This window comes from Crenobacter cavernae (assembly GCF_003355495.1).
GTDB lineage: Bacteria > Pseudomonadota > Gammaproteobacteria > Burkholderiales > Chromobacteriaceae > Crenobacter > Crenobacter cavernae.
The window spans coordinates 1,037,870-1,050,681 of sequence record NZ_CP031337.1 but is presented as its reverse complement, the minus strand read 5'-3'; the positions used below and the strand labels follow the sequence as shown (position 1 = coordinate 1,050,681).

Annotated in this window: 15 protein-coding genes; 6 read left to right on the top strand and 9 right to left on the bottom strand. The window is 67.0% G+C overall.

What is annotated here, in order from left to right; genetic code table 11:
* The first annotated feature begins 31 nt into the window (after positions 1-31).
* Positions 32-457, top strand: coding sequence for an SRPBCC family protein (locus DWG20_RS05125; protein ID WP_220272017.1), 426 nt, complete (start codon positions 32-34; stop codon positions 455-457).
* Positions 458-634: 177 nt separating this feature from the next.
* The gene (locus DWG20_RS05120; protein ID WP_115432797.1) at positions 635-1,483 is read left to right on the top strand and encodes an alpha/beta hydrolase; all 849 of its coding nucleotides are present in this window, start codon (positions 635-637) and stop codon (positions 1,481-1,483) included.
* Between the two features lie 314 nt (positions 1,484-1,797).
* Here DWG20_RS05120 and DWG20_RS05115 read toward each other — a convergent pair whose 3' ends face one another.
* Positions 1,798-2,382: a DUF4136 domain-containing protein gene (locus DWG20_RS05115; RefSeq protein WP_115432796.1), complete on the bottom strand. Its 585-nt coding sequence runs from the start codon at positions 2,380-2,382 to the stop codon at positions 1,798-1,800.
* 370 nt (positions 2,383-2,752) lie between these two features.
* Here DWG20_RS05115 and DWG20_RS05110 point away from each other — a divergent pair, with 370 nt between their 5' ends.
* Both DWG20_RS05110 and DWG20_RS16710 read left to right on the top strand, forming a co-directional pair.
* On the top strand, positions 2,753-2,938 hold the full coding sequence (locus tag DWG20_RS05110; RefSeq protein ID WP_115432795.1) for a hypothetical protein: 186 nt from the start codon (positions 2,753-2,755) through the stop codon (positions 2,936-2,938).
* 13 nt (positions 2,939-2,951) lie between these two features.
* A complete protein-coding gene (locus DWG20_RS16710; RefSeq protein WP_220272016.1) occupies positions 2,952-4,052 on the top strand; it encodes a PAS domain-containing protein in 1,101 nt (366 codons plus the stop codon).
* A gap of 134 nt (positions 4,053-4,186) precedes the next feature.
* Here the strand turns inward: DWG20_RS16710 and DWG20_RS05100 are convergent, their stop codons facing one another.
* From DWG20_RS05100 to DWG20_RS05090, 3 genes are all read right to left on the bottom strand, one after another.
* Positions 4,187-5,311, bottom strand: coding sequence for a N5-glutamine methyltransferase family protein (locus DWG20_RS05100; RefSeq protein WP_181880976.1), 1,125 nt, complete (start codon positions 5,309-5,311; stop codon positions 4,187-4,189).
* 290 nt (positions 5,312-5,601) lie between these two features.
* A complete protein-coding gene (locus tag DWG20_RS05095) occupies positions 5,602-5,871 on the bottom strand; it encodes a hypothetical protein (RefSeq protein WP_240674212.1) in 270 nt (89 codons plus the stop codon).
* A gap of 60 nt (positions 5,872-5,931) precedes the next feature.
* A complete protein-coding gene (locus tag DWG20_RS05090) occupies positions 5,932-6,441 on the bottom strand; it encodes a M48 family metallopeptidase (RefSeq protein WP_115432792.1) in 510 nt (169 codons plus the stop codon).
* A 187-nt stretch (positions 6,442-6,628) separates the two neighbouring features.
* On the opposite strand from DWG20_RS05090, the gene DWG20_RS05085 reads away from it, so the two are divergent.
* Positions 6,629-7,564: an alpha/beta hydrolase gene (locus DWG20_RS05085; protein WP_115432791.1), complete on the top strand. Its 936-nt coding sequence runs from the start codon at positions 6,629-6,631 to the stop codon at positions 7,562-7,564.
* Here the strand turns inward: DWG20_RS05085 and DWG20_RS05080 are convergent.
* From DWG20_RS05080 to DWG20_RS05070, 3 genes are all read right to left on the bottom strand, one after another.
* Positions 7,561-8,778, bottom strand: coding sequence for an RtcB family protein (locus DWG20_RS05080; protein ID WP_115432790.1), 1,218 nt, complete (start codon positions 8,776-8,778; stop codon positions 7,561-7,563). The genes DWG20_RS05085 and DWG20_RS05080 overlap by 4 nt on opposite strands.
* A gap of 318 nt (positions 8,779-9,096) precedes the next feature.
* Entirely contained in the window at positions 9,097-9,495 is a 399-nt protein-coding gene (locus DWG20_RS05075; RefSeq protein ID WP_115432789.1) for a hypothetical protein, read from the bottom strand.
* 206 nt (positions 9,496-9,701) lie between these two features.
* Positions 9,702-10,274 (bottom strand): helix-turn-helix domain-containing protein, encoded by a 573-nt coding sequence (locus DWG20_RS05070; protein WP_115432788.1) that lies wholly within the window; start codon positions 10,272-10,274, stop codon positions 9,702-9,704.
* A gap of 87 nt (positions 10,275-10,361) precedes the next feature.
* Between DWG20_RS05070 and DWG20_RS05065 the strand changes: the two genes are divergently transcribed.
* Positions 10,362-11,267 carry a DMT family transporter gene (locus DWG20_RS05065; RefSeq protein ID WP_115432787.1) on the top strand — a complete coding sequence of 302 codons (906 nt, stop codon included), beginning with the start codon at positions 10,362-10,364 and terminating at the stop codon, positions 11,265-11,267.
* 191 nt (positions 11,268-11,458) lie between these two features.
* Here the strand turns inward: DWG20_RS05065 and DWG20_RS05060 are convergent, their stop codons facing one another.
* Positions 11,459-12,226 carry a DUF899 family protein gene (locus DWG20_RS05060; protein ID WP_115432786.1) on the bottom strand — a complete coding sequence of 256 codons (768 nt, stop codon included), beginning with the start codon at positions 12,224-12,226 and terminating at the stop codon, positions 11,459-11,461.
* 243 nt (positions 12,227-12,469) lie between these two features.
* Positions 12,470-12,781, bottom strand: coding sequence for a DUF899 family protein (locus tag DWG20_RS16700; protein WP_425451602.1), 312 nt, complete (start codon positions 12,779-12,781; stop codon positions 12,470-12,472).
* Between the last annotated feature and the right edge of the window lie 31 nt (positions 12,782-12,812).

Here is a 12,812-nt window from a genome sequence, read left to right as displayed (position 1 = left end):
GTTCTCGATGCCGTCGGATCAGGAGATCGTCATGACGCGCGTCGTCGACGCGCCGCGCAGGCTCGTCTTCGAGGCCTGGACCCACCCCGAGCACCCGCCGCACTGGATGCTCGGCCCGGAAGGCTGGGCCATGCCCGTCTGCGAAATCGATTACCGTCCGGGCGGGGCGTGGCACTTCGTCTGGCGCCGTTCCGACGGCTCCGAGATGGGGATGCGCGGCGTGTATCAGGAGATCGTGCCGCCCGAGCGGATCGTCAGCACCGAGTCGTGGGGCGGCGACTGGCCCGAAACGCTCAATACGCTGCTTCTCTCTGAGGAGGACGGCAAGACGACGATCACGAGCCGGATACGCTACCCGTCGAAGGCGGCTCGCGACGCGGCGCTCAAAACGGGGATGAAGGAAGGCGCGTCCGCGAGCTTCGATCGTCTCGAAGAGTACCTGCGAACGATGGCATGAGGCTCGCCCGAGAGCCGCACGGATTCTGACCGTTGCATCAAGGGGGCGCACATAGGGGGGCAGTATGCTCATCCAGCCTTTCCACGGACGAGGAGGCGATGAATGGGGTCGGACGCGATGTGTTCGTTAGTCGGGATCAAGATCAATGAAGTCTGACCCCATATTTCGGCGCGGGCGATGGAAGTCTTGCTAAAAATGTTGACCGTGGGCGGCGCGGCATATGCCGCGCTGTTGGGCCTCGTGTTCGTGCTGCAGGGGCACCTCGTCTACTTCCCCGACATGGGCAGGCAGATCGTGCAGACGCCCAGGGACGCCGGGCTAGCCTACGAGGCGGTGTGGTTGACGACCGAAGACGGGATCCGGATCGAGGCCTGGTATCTCCCCGCGCCGGCGGCGCGCGGGGTGGCGCTCCTCGCCCACGGCAACGCCGGCAACATCTCGCACCGGATGGACTACGCCCCGATGTTCCACCGCCTCGGCTACTCGCTGCTGCTCTTCGAATACCGCGGCTACGGCCGCAGCGAAGGCAGGCCGAGCGAGGAGGGCACCTACGCCGATGCCCGCGCCGCCTGGCGCTACCTCGTGGCGGAACGGGGCTTCCCGCCCGAGCGCATCGTGCTGGTGGGCGAGTCGCTGGGCGGCGCCGTCGTCGCCCGGCTCGCCGCGGACGAGCGCCCCGGGGCGCTGGTGCTCGCATCGAGCTTCGTCTCGGTGCCCGAACTCGCGGCGGAGCTCTATCCCTGGCTGCCGGCGCGGTGGCTGGCGCGCTACCGTTACGACGCGCTGGAGGCCCTTGGGCGCGTCTCGAGCCCGGTGCTCATCGCCCACAGCCGCCAGGACGACATCGTGCCGTTCAGCCACGGCGAGCGGCTGTTTGCCGCCGTCAAGGGGCCGAAAGCGTTTTTGGAGCTGGCCGGCGGCCATAACGACGGCTTTCTGTTCTCGCGTGAGGCATGGCGCGAGGCGCTGGGGGGCTTCCTGGCGCAGCACCTCCCGGCGGGCGCCATGAGCCCTGCTCCACGGTAATCGGGGCCAGTATTCTTATTCGGGCTTACCGCCAGCAGGCTTTGGGCTTGCATGGCGCATCATTTCGCCCCTTTCAGGGGCAAGCCCAACGGATGTTCAAATCGAATGCAAACCGGCGTGCAATTGCGCACTGGCTTGGCCGAGCCTGCCGTCCGAAGCAAAAACCGCCCGGTTGCTCGATCGGGCGGTTTTTTCGTTCGCGGGGCTCGGCCGGAGGAAAAGGCCGTAACGCGCCGGACGGGGCGCGCTGACCGAACATCCGGCGCAATGCAGCGATGCGGTGTGCGGCACAGTCCAAGCGGGCGGGCCTGCGCCTATTTGACGGCGGCGATGAATTCCTTGTCTTTGAGCAGGTTTTGCACGGCGTCGAGATAGGCGTCGCTGAGCGCTTCGTAATAGTTCTCCAGTTTGTAGGAGCGTCCGAAGCGGCTGGCATTGCCCACCGCAAAGCCTTGCCAGAGCACCTTGCCGCTGGGGTCGGAGGCGCTCAGCTTGATGCGCACATTAGACTTGTAGGAGGTGTTCTCCAGAACGTAGAAGTTTTGTACTTCGCCGCCGATCAGCAGTTGCGGGTTGTGGTCCACCAGCTTGAAGCCGAGCTCGGCAAGAGTGGATTTGAGTTTGTCGCTGCTCCAGGCGGCGACGTCATCCTTGGTGGTGACCGGTTTGTTGCCGCCGTCTTCGATCGATTTGCCGATTTCCTGCGGGTTTTTGCGGGTGTCGCCGAGGCGGCCGATACCGATGGTTTTGGCCTGGGCCGGGTCCAGGCGGGTGTCGGGGTTGTAGGCGAGGTTGGTCGGTTTCCAGTTCAGCGCGACGCCGGTGTGCCGGGTGGTGCCGCAGCCACCCAGGGTGACGAGGGCGAGCAGGGCGGCGCATGACAGGGCTTTGCGGTACATGGGGTATCCTTGTGAAGTGGGCAGGTGAGCCATTTTATGCAATGGGGTTGAGAGTTTAGCGGGTTGCGGCGGGAGAATATACTTTTGGCATGGCCTGCTTCGCATTGCCTTGGGGCGGCCTCGATGAGGACGGCCCTACGGCGCAATGCGGCTGATGTGCGTCGCGGTGGACGACGACGGTTAATGCAGCGACGCAACATGCGGCGCGTTGCGCGTGATGCGCGCCAGGCCCCGGTTTTGCTCGTCATCAGCGCTTATCGGATGAAATGATAAAGCATCTTAACGGCACGCTTTATATTCGTTTGGTATGGTATGCGGACCGGGCCGCGCGCGTTGGCGCGGCCGCTCCCCTCTCGATCGGAGGTCCGACATGGCATGGTTTGCCCGCAATTCCTTTCTCATCGCCTTGACCGACGCCGTGGCGCAGGCGTCGTCGGCGTCGCCGCCGCGCTGGCCCGAGCCCAAGCAGGCGCACGAGCGCGCGCTGGTGGATGCGTTGCGGCAGGATCGCGAGACGCTGGCCACGCAGCTCGCCGTCGCGCGCGGCCGAGCGTGAGTCGAACGCCAGCTTGGCCGAGCTGCAGGGCGACATCGACGTGCTGCAGACGCGCTTCGACCTGGTGAACGCCGCGGCCAGCGAGGGGCTGTGGGACATGACGGTGGTGGCCGGCGACCCGGTCAACCCGGCCAACGCGTTCTGGTGGTCGCCGCCCTTCCGGCGGATGCTGGGCTTCAACGACGAGCGCGACTTCCCCAACGTGCTCGGCAGCTGGGCCGACCGCCTGCACGCCGAAGACCGCGACGCGACGCTCGCCGCCTTCGCCGCGCACCTTAACGACCGCAGCGGCCGCACGCCGTACGACGTGATCTACCGGCTGAAGCTCAAAAGCGGCGAATACCGCTGGTTCCGCGCGCGCGGCGCCACGCGGCGCGACGTCGCCGGCGTGCCGCTGCGCGTGGCCGGGTCCTTGGCCGACATCACCGACCAGCGCCGGCGCGACGCCGAGCTCGACAAGACGCTGGCGCGTTTCGAGCTGTCGGGCGAACTGCTGGTCGAGGGGCTGTGGGACATGGAGGTGGTCGCGGGCGACCCGGTCAACCCGAAGAATGCGTTCTGGTGGTCGCGCCAGTTCCGCCAGCTGCTCGGTTTTGCCGACGAGTCGGACTTTCCGAACGTGCTCGACAGCTGGGCGTCGCGACTGCACCCGGACGACAAGGCGGCGACGCTCGCCGCCTTCGAGGCGCACCTGATCGACAAGAGCGGCCGCACGCCGTACGACGTCGAATACCGGCTGCAGTGCAAGGACGGCCGCTACAACTGGTTCCGCGCGGTCGGCCAGACGCGCCGCGCCACAGATGGCACGCCGCTGCGCGTGGTCGGCGCGCTGATCGACATCCACGCCGAGAAGGACGCCGCCGAGAACAACGAGGCGAAGCTGCAGCGGCAGCAGCTGGAGAAGAGCCTGTCCGAGATCACCGGCATCGTCGAGACGATCCAGCAGATCGCCAACCAGACCAATCTGTTGGCGCTGAACGCGGCGATCGAGGCGGCGCGCGCCGGCGAGGCCGGGCGTGGCTTCGCGGTGGTCGCCGACGAGGTGAGGAAGTTGGCCGAGCGCACGCACGAGGCGACGATGACGATCGAGAGGATGGTGAAGCAGCCGGCTTGAATCTGATGAAACGAACCGGCCGCCGTGTGATCGCGGCGGCCGGTGTTTGCAAGGGCCGGGTGGTCGTCGGGAGACGCGCCCGGCCCGGTCTTTTGGCGGGGCTTGCAGGCTCAGGGTTGGCCGAGCTTAGGGGCTCAGCGCGCCGCGAGCCGCCACAGCGAGGTGACTTCGGCCGCGCGCGCCTGGTGCAGCGGGTCGGACGCGTCGCCGGCTTTGGGGTGGCGCGGCCGGATGTCGAGCCGGTCGACCACCTTCAGCCCGGCGGCGTCGAACAGCGCCAGCAGCGCGTCGCGCGAGCGCAGGCCGAGGTGTTCGGCGAGGTCGGACAGGATCAGCCAGCCCTCGCCGCCCGGTTCGAGGTGGGCGGCCAGGCCGTCGAGGAAGCCCTTCAGCATGCGGCTGTCCGGGTCGTACACCGCGTTTTCGATCGGCGAGGTCGGCTTGGCCGGCAGCCACGGCGGGTTGCAGACGATCAGCGGCGCGCGGCCCTCGGGGAACAGGTCGGCCTCTACCACGTCGACCTTGCCGGAAAGGCCGAGGCGGTCGAGGTTTTCGCGGGCGCAGGCGAGTGCGCGCGGGTCCTGGTCGGTGCCGATCACGCGTTCGACACCACGGCGCGCCAGCACGGCGGCGAGCACGCCGGTGCCGGTGCCGATGTCGAACGCGAGCGTCGTCGACGGCAGCGGCGCCTCGGCGACCAGATCCAGATATTCGCCGCGGATCGGCGAATACACGCCGTAATGCGGGTGGATGTGTTCTCCGCCTAGCGCGGTGATCTCGACGCCCTTCTTGCGCCATTCGTGCGAGCCGACCAGGCCTTGCAGCTCGCGCAGCGACGCGACGAAGGCAACGCCCGCCGGGCCGTACGCCTCTTCGCAGGCCTGGCGCACGTCGGGCGCGCGGCGCAGCGGGATGCTGTAGTCGGCGTTGAACGGCAACAGCAGCATGCCGAGGAGGCGCGCGCGCTGCGCCTGCGTCTGGCGGTGGAAGTTGAACGCCTCGGTCGGCGAACTCGCCGGTTTGCGCGGCTTGCGACCGGCGCGGCGCGCGAGCGCGGACAGCAGCTGGCGGGCGTTGTGGTAGTCGCCGCGCCACAACAGCGCGGTGCCCTCGCAGACCAGCTTGTAGGCCTTGTCGGCGCTGAGCGTGTCGTCGGCGATCATCACCTTCTTGGGCGGCGGCGCGTCGCTTTCCGAGCGCCAGCGGGCGGTGTGGGTCTGGCCGGCTTCGGTCCAGCTGATGAGGGGGAATTCGCTCACGGCGACACCTTTCGCGCGACAACGCGGCTGACGCGCGGCGGGTGCGCCGCGCGGGATGGGAAATTCGGACGCATGGGACGGCCACTGCCCGTGGGCGCGACTCTCGTGGGTCATCGATGCTCTGTCTCGAGCGCGCCTATTTAAACATAGATACCGCGCCCGGGCCGGCCGGCGGCCGTTTCCCTGTCATGAAGCTTGGCCGAGCCCGAAAGCAAAGCCCACGCGGCTCAAGGGCGGCGTGGGCGGGTGTTCTCGGCCGGCGCGACGATTAACGGCGCGCGGCGCGGGCCTTACAGGCCCTTTTTCAGCAGCTCGGCCACCAGTTCGTTGATGCCGACTTCGCGGCTCTGCGCCAGCGCGTGCAGTTCCTTGACCAGGTCGCCGTTCAGTTTGACGGCAAACGGCACGAGGCCCGCCGCCTGGTCGAGCTTGCGCTGTTCGCGGCGGTCGGGGATGGCGTCGGACGCACTGCCGAAACGGCCCGGGATGCCGGCGCGCTTCATCTGGCCGTTGATCTTCAGCCCCTTGTTCTTTTCCAGGTCGGTTTTCTTCATCGTCATGCGGGGCGGTCCTTTTCAGTGTGAGCCCCATTCTATGCGGCTTTGCCGTTCGGCATCGGCTTATCGTCGCGACGCGGCCGGTTCCGCCTCGCGCCACGTCAGCCACACGCGCAGGTCGAACTCGAGCTGGTGGTAGTCGGGCTCCATGTGGCGGCACAGCTGGTAGAAGGCCTTGTCGTGGTCCTTCTCCTTCAGGTGCGCCAGCTCGTGCACGACGATCATCTTCAGGAAGGCCTCGGGCGCGTCGCGGAACAGGCTGGCGATGCGGATCTCGTTCTTGGTCTTGAGCTTGCCACCCTGCACGCGCGCGACGAAGGTGTTGGTGCCGAGCGTGCCCTTCACCGGGTGCTGCTGGTTGTCGTAGATCACCTTGGACGGCTGCGGCGCGTTCTTCAGATAACGCTGCTTGATGTCGGCGACGTACTGGTACAGCGCCTTGTCGGTCTGCACGTCGTGGCGCTCGGGGTACTTCTTCGCGAGCACCGCGCCGAGCTCGCCGCTGCTCATCAGCGCGTGCACTTGTTCGACGAGCGGCGCCGGGTAGCCGTGAAGGTAGGGAAAATCTGCCATGGCGTGATGGTAACGCGGGATCGCGAATTGCCCAAGGCGCGCTGCCCTCTGCTGCCCGCACGCCGGCCTTCAACAGCCGGCCGGACGCGTCGAAAAGGCGGGGGCGCCCCGTCTCATGCCAGGGGCATTACTGCTATAGTCGGTGCGACGTCTGCCGTTTTTCCCTCGCCCCCTGCGGAGGCTTTCCATGCGACAAGTCAGCCCCAAACTCGCCGGCTGGTTGGCCGGGTTCAACCGCCAGGTCGCCATCCTGGTCGCCAGCGGCTTCCGGCCCACCGCCGCGGCCGCGCGCGAGACGCTCGCCGGCGTCACCCGCTCGCTGGTCGCGCCGGGGCCCCAGATCGCACGCGTCGCTGACGCCGTCGTCAAGGCGCGCCCGCGCGACGTGCCGGTGCGCGTCTACCACCCGGCGCCGACCGAGGCGCGGCCGGTGATCGTCTACTACCACGGCGGCGGCCACATGGCCGGCAGCGTCGAGGTATATGACCCGATCTGCCGCCGCATCGCCGCCGCCACTAGCCATACCGTCGTGTCGGTCGACTACCGGCTCGCGCCCGAGCACGCCTACCCGGCCGGCCTCGCCGACTCCGACGCCGTCGCGCGCGACGTGTGGGACGCGCTCGACGCGCTCTCCCTGCCCTACCGGCGCGAACTGACGCTGGCCGGCGATTCGGCCGGCGGCGCGCTGGCCGCCAGCGTGTCGGCGCGCGCGCAGTTCGACGCGTCGCTGCAGGTCGACCGCCAGGTGCTGATCTACCCCAGCCTCGACTACACGCTCGGCCAACCTTCGGTCGACGAGAACGGCGCCGACTACTTCCTCGACAAGTCGCGCGTCGCCTGGTACTTCGACCACTACTTCCAGCACGGCGAAAACCGCCGCACCGCGTCGCCGCTGTTCGGCGAATTCTCGACCGGCCTGCCGCGCACGCTGGTCGTTACCGCCGGCTTCGACCCGCTGCGCGACGAGGCACTCGCCTACCTCGACCAGCTTGCCGAGGCCGGCGTGCCGGCCGAACACCTGCACTTCGACGACCTGATCCACGCTTTCCTCAACCTGGAAGCGCTGGTCGCCGACGACTGCGCGGCGACGTACGCGGCGATCGGGCGCTTCGTCAACGGCTAGCCCTTCACGCACACCACCTGCCGCAGCGTGTGCACCACCTCGACCAGCGACTTCTGCGCGGCCATCACCGCGTCGATGTCCTTGTACGCCATCGGGATCTCGTCGATCACGCCGGCGTCCTTGCGGCATTCGACGCCGCGCGTCGCGCGCACTTGGTCGTCGACCGTGAAGCGGCGCTTGGCCTCGCTGCGGCTCATCGTGCGGCCGGCGCCGTGGCTGCACGAACAGAAGCTCTCCTCGTTGCCGAGGCCGCGCACGATGTAGCTCTTGGCACCCATCGAGCCTGGGATGATGCCGAGCTGGCCCTTTTGCGCCGACACCGCGCCCTTGCGCGTGACGAACACCTTGCGGCCGAAGTGCGTCTCCCGCTGCACGTAGTTGTGGTGGCAGTTGACCGCCTCGACTTGGGCGTCGAAGGGCTTGGTGATCACCCTGTGCGCCGCGGCGATCACGTTCTGCATCATCAGCTCGCGGTTCGCGCGCGCGTACGCCTGCGCCCAGCCGACCGCCTCGACGTAGTCGTCGAAATGCCGGCTGCCCTCCTCGAGGTAGGCGAGGTCGCGGTCGGGCAGGTTGGCGAGGTGCTGCCGCATGTCGTCCTGCGCGAGCTCGATGAACAGGGTGCCGATCGCGTTGCCGACGCCGCGCGAGCCCGAGTGCAGCATGAACCACACGCGGTCCGCCTCGTCGAGGCAGACCTCGATGAAGTGGTTGCCGGTGCCGAGCGTCCCCAGGTGCACGCGGTGGTGGGTCTTCGCGAGATGGGGATATTTGTCGGTGATGCGCTTGAAAGCCGGCGCGAGCTGCTGCCACGCGTCGTCCACCTCGCGCGGCGGGTTGTTCCACGCGCCGGGGTCGCGGTGGCCCGGCTGGCGGCCGTGCGGCACGGCGATCTCGATCGCGCGGCGCAGCGGGCCAAGGTTGTCCGGCAGGTCTTTCGCTGTCAGCGATGTGCACGCGGCCATCATGCCGCAGCCGATGTCGACGCCGACCGCCGCCGGGATGATCGCGCCGACGGTCGGGATCACGCTGCCTATGGTCGAGCCCTTGCCGAGGTGCACGTCGGGCATCACCGCCAGATGGCCGAAAATGAACGGCATCTTCGCCGTGTTCATCAACTGCTGCCGCGCGGCCGCATCGACCGGCACGCCTTCGGTCCACAGCTTGATCGGCCTGCCGCCTTCGACCTCGAGCACCTGGTAATCCGTCTTCATTTCGCGCCTTCCCGTCCGTCCCGCCGCAAGCTCGCGGCGTCCTATTCCCCTATAGCCCCGCAGGGCCACACTGCAAGGAAAGAACGGCAGGCTTTCCCGGTCCCGCATCGCCGGCAAGGCTCGGCCGGATAGCGGAATCCGTCCTGCGCGCGCGGCGCGGATGCGATCAGGTTCTTGGTGAAGCGCAGCGGCGCGCGGCCGAACCCCTGCACTTCGACGACATGATCCACGCCGTTCTCAATGACAAACCGGCTGGCCTCGGCCAACCGGTGGTTCGGCGATGTTCGCCGAGTGATGGCGCGACGGGCGGCCGCCCGGTCAATGGTAGGAACCCTTCAGCTGCGCCGTCCGCATCCGCAACAGATCGACCTCGCACGCGGTCATCGCCTGCGGCGCCTCGATCTTCGGCGTGTAGGTGTTAGGAACCCAGGCGCAATAGGACTTAAGGTATTTGTCGAAGGCGAGCTTGCTGGCGCCGTAGCTCCTGATCAGTTGCTGGTCGATGATCTTGCCCGAGCCGCCGGCGGCGTCGCGCATGCTGGCCAGCGTATTCGCCTCTTCCCTGGCGCGTGCTATTTTCGCGTAGCCCAGCGCCTTGGCCAGGCAGGCATCGACGGCGCCATGGCTGCGGTGAGGCTTGTTGCATTCGGGCAGCGCGGCGGCGTGGGCGGAGACGGCGAGAAGGCCTGCGAGAAAAGCGCTAAAAACGTGTTTCATGGGTCTGTAGGGATGGATTCTGGTTTTTATCGGTGCTTCGCCTATCGGGTGCGATTCGACGTCGGCGCGATTTCGCCGTCGGCTAGAGCCGGCCCTGTACATCGGATTCTATAGAGGCGCGCTGTTCTGGAGAACCGCCGGATGGCGCGCGCACGGGAAAAACGGGCGAAGGGAAAGGCTCGCGAGGAATGGCTGGCCGTGCGGGCTCAGTCCTTCGCGCGAGGCGCGGACACGATCACGTTCTTGGTGAAGCGCAGCGGCGCGCGCCCCGGGTTGCGGTAGGCGTAAGGCGAGTCGGACGCGAAGGTCAGCGACTCGCCAGCCGCCAGCCGCACGGTGCCGCCCGCGCGTTCCAGCTCCAGCGTGCCTTCGATCACGTACAGCATCTCGTGGCTGCCGGCCGGGTCGGCCTCGGCGTCGTAGCGCTCGCCGGGCGCCAGCTTCCATTCCCATAACTCGACCGTGCGTCCGCTGTTGGTCAGGCTTTCCATCAGGTTGGCGTGGCTGTCGGGCGACGCGCCCTGCCAGACGCGCACCGGCGACGGCGGCGCCTCGGGCGCTCGCACCACCTCGGCGAAGCTCAGGCCGAGCGCGACCGCGAGCTTGTCGAGCGTCGCGAGGCTGACGTTACTCTCGCCGGCCTCGATGTTGACCAGCATGCGGCGGCTGACGCCGGCCGCGAGCGCGAGCTTCTCCTGGCTCCAGCCGAGGCGCTGGCGCGCGACGCGCAGGTTGGCCGAGACGTTGAGAAAGACCTGCAGGGGGGCGGCGTCCGTCATTTGGGCAATATATTGCACATCGGTGTGGGTGTGCATTATATTGCCCAATATCGACCTCAACGGCAATCGCGCCGCACGGAGCCCGCCATGACCGCCTCCAATCCGACCCTCACCCTGCCGCCGAGCGCGGGCAGATCGCTGCTGCCCGACGCGTCGCTGGTCGGCATCACGCTGTTGTGGGGCGGCACCTTCCTCGCGGTGCAGACCGCGCTGCAATGGGCCGGCCCGTTCGGCTTCGTCGCGATGCGCTTCGGCATGGCGGGGCTGATCGCTTTGCTGGTGTCTTTCCGCGTGCTCAAGGGGCTGACGCGCGCAGAACTGAAGGCCGGCGTCATCATCGGCGGCGTGCTGTTTTTCAGCTATTCCTTGCAGACGGTAGGGCTCGGCCACATCGAGAGCAGCAAGTCGGCCTTCCTCACCGCGCTCTACGTGCCGCTGGTGCCCGTCATCATGTGGTGCCTGTTCCGCCGCCGCCCTAGGCGCGCCGCGTGGCTGGGCGTCGCCATCGCGTTCGCCGGCCTCGCGCTGCTGGCCGACCCACGCGGGCTCGACTTCAGCTTCGGCGTCGGCGAATGGCTGACGCTCTTCGGCGCGGCGGCGATCGCGCTCGAGATCTGCCTGGTCGGCCGTTACGCCGCGCAATGCGACCCGCGCCGCGTCACCGTGGTGCAGCTGTTCGTCGTCTCCCTGCTCGCTTTCATCGGCATGGGCGCGACCGGCGAAGCGCCGCCCGTCGCCCACCCCGGCCTGATCGCCTGCGTGGTCGGCCTGGGACTGGCGACCGCGCTGATCCAGATCGCGATGAACTGGGCGCAGAAGACCGTGCCGGCCACCCGCGCGACGATCATCTACGCGATGGAGCCGGTGTGGGCGGGGCTGGTGGGCTGGCTCGCCGGCGAACACCTGACGGTGCTGGCGGTGAGCGGCGCGGCGCTGATCGTGTTCAGCGTGCTGGTCAGCCAGTTGGGGGCGAGACAGGGCGGCGCGACGTGAGGCTCGGCCAACCTTGGGCTAGGAAAACAAAAACCGCTCGGCGTTGGCCGGGCGGTTTTTCTTTGGGGTCAGCCCAACGCCCCGCTTCAGCGGCGCGCCGCTTGCGGCGCGTCCGGTGCAAGCGGTTGTTAGGCTCACGTTTACTTGAGACTTACTGAAGCCGCGGTACCGGCATAGAGCAGCAGGGGTCGTTAGGCCGCCGGGCGCGGCGGCGTTCCGCGGTGGCAGCACTCGTAGTCCAACTGTTCGTGCCAGTCGGACGGTCGGCCCTCGGGCGTGAGGTCGAAGATGTTCCAGAGCGGCTCTAGGGTGCCGCAGTGGCGCGGATCCTGGCCCGAATCGGTCGGGGCGTAGAGCATCTCCGAGCTCCAGAAATGCCGAATCTCGTCTCCGTGGCGGAGGAAGACCGTCATCATGGGCATCTGGAACCCTTCGGGCGTCTCGGCATGATAGTCGTGCTTGAAGCGGTTTCCGGCCGCCGAGAAAAGGCGCAGGTTGCGCCATCCGCGCTCCTTGGCGAAGGCGATCAGGCGGTCGAGCGGCGCTTTGGCGATCACCGCGAAATTGGCCCGCTGCTCCACGTGCATCGCCGCGCCGTCCAGCTGATCAAGGAAGGCCACGCATGAGGGGCACGGGCCTTCTTCCCGAGTCAGCTGCGCCGTCGCGCCCTCGCTGGGCCCCGGCCGGTCATCCTGCGGGTGGCGGGGGAACATGAAGTTGTAGATGACCAGCGCGTCCTTGCCCGAGGCGAAAAACTCCGAGAGCTTCACCTTGGCTGGCGCACCATCCGTGTCAAGGCCGTCGAAAATATAGTCCTCCGGGACAAGCCCGCCCGGTGGCAACTCGCGCCGGGCGGCGGCCACCGCTTCCATGGCGCGGCGAAGCTCGATCTCCTGCGTCAGCAGGCGGTCGCGGGCGGCTCGGTATTCGGCGGACTCGCCAGGAAAGGTAATGCTCATCGTCTCATTCCTCTATCCAATTAAGTCGGCCTAACGACCAAGCTCAGCTGCGGACAAGCCGCGTAGCGAGTTGGCCGTCAGCTGCAGCGCTTTGTTATGCGGCATAACCATATGTCCAGCACTTAATGTCTGCATTTGGCCCGGAGGCGACATTGGAGTCTGTCTTTATGAAAACGACTTGATGACGGGCTTTGCAGATCGCCTCACTATCCAAGTCCGCGCGATTGGGCGCCAAACTACTCCTTATTCAGGATAGTGTTTTTCCAAGAATTCGGACCTGAAATTTTGTGGCGGAGTGGAAATATCTGGCCGACCCTCTGGCGTAAAGTTCATGAGATTCCAATACGGCCACACCGTGTCTAAATGATTCGCTGACAGTTCAGTTCCCCAGAAATGAAAAATCTTTCCACCCTGCTTCCTAAATACATGCATCACCGGCCATTGCATATCATCAGAGTCTCCCTGGCATTTGTAATCGGCCTGATACATAGAGTCCGATCCGGAAACCAGCGCAATCTTGACCTGCTCTGACCTGCTCCCCCTAAACAGGGCCATCCGAAACTTAGTAAAGTTCGTTTTGTACGAG

Excerpts from the sequence above, each read along its gene's own strand:
- DWG20_RS05125 (WP_220272017.1), top strand. The coding sequence starts at position 32 with ATGACGCGCGTCGTCGACGCGCCGCGCAGGCTCGTCTTCGAGGCCTGG.
- DWG20_RS05120 (WP_115432797.1), top strand. The coding sequence starts at position 635 with ATGGAAGTCTTGCTAAAAATGTTGACCGTGGGCGGCGCGGCATATGCC.
- DWG20_RS05115 (WP_115432796.1), bottom strand. The coding sequence starts at position 2,382 with ATGTACCGCAAAGCCCTGTCATGCGCCGCCCTGCTCGCCCTCGTCACC.
- DWG20_RS05110 (WP_115432795.1), top strand. The coding sequence starts at position 2,753 with ATGGCATGGTTTGCCCGCAATTCCTTTCTCATCGCCTTGACCGACGCC.
- DWG20_RS05095 (WP_240674212.1), bottom strand. The coding sequence starts at position 5,871 with ATGACGATGAAGAAAACCGACCTGGAAAAGAACAAGGGGCTGAAGATC.
- DWG20_RS05090 (WP_115432792.1), bottom strand. The coding sequence starts at position 6,441 with ATGGCAGATTTTCCCTACCTTCACGGCTACCCGGCGCCGCTCGTCGAA.
- DWG20_RS05085 (WP_115432791.1), top strand. The coding sequence starts at position 6,629 with ATGCGACAAGTCAGCCCCAAACTCGCCGGCTGGTTGGCCGGGTTCAAC.
- DWG20_RS05080 (WP_115432790.1), bottom strand. The coding sequence starts at position 8,778 with ATGAAGACGGATTACCAGGTGCTCGAGGTCGAAGGCGGCAGGCCGATC.
- DWG20_RS05075 (WP_115432789.1), bottom strand. The coding sequence starts at position 9,495 with ATGAAACACGTTTTTAGCGCTTTTCTCGCAGGCCTTCTCGCCGTCTCC.
- DWG20_RS05070 (WP_115432788.1), bottom strand. The coding sequence starts at position 10,274 with ATGACGGACGCCGCCCCCCTGCAGGTCTTTCTCAACGTCTCGGCCAAC.
- DWG20_RS05065 (WP_115432787.1), top strand. The coding sequence starts at position 10,362 with ATGACCGCCTCCAATCCGACCCTCACCCTGCCGCCGAGCGCGGGCAGA.
- DWG20_RS05060 (WP_115432786.1), bottom strand. The coding sequence starts at position 12,226 with ATGAGCATTACCTTTCCTGGCGAGTCCGCCGAATACCGAGCCGCCCGC.
- DWG20_RS16700 (WP_425451602.1), bottom strand. The coding sequence starts at position 12,781 with ATGGCCCTGTTTAGGGGGAGCAGGTCAGAGCAGGTCAAGATTGCGCTG.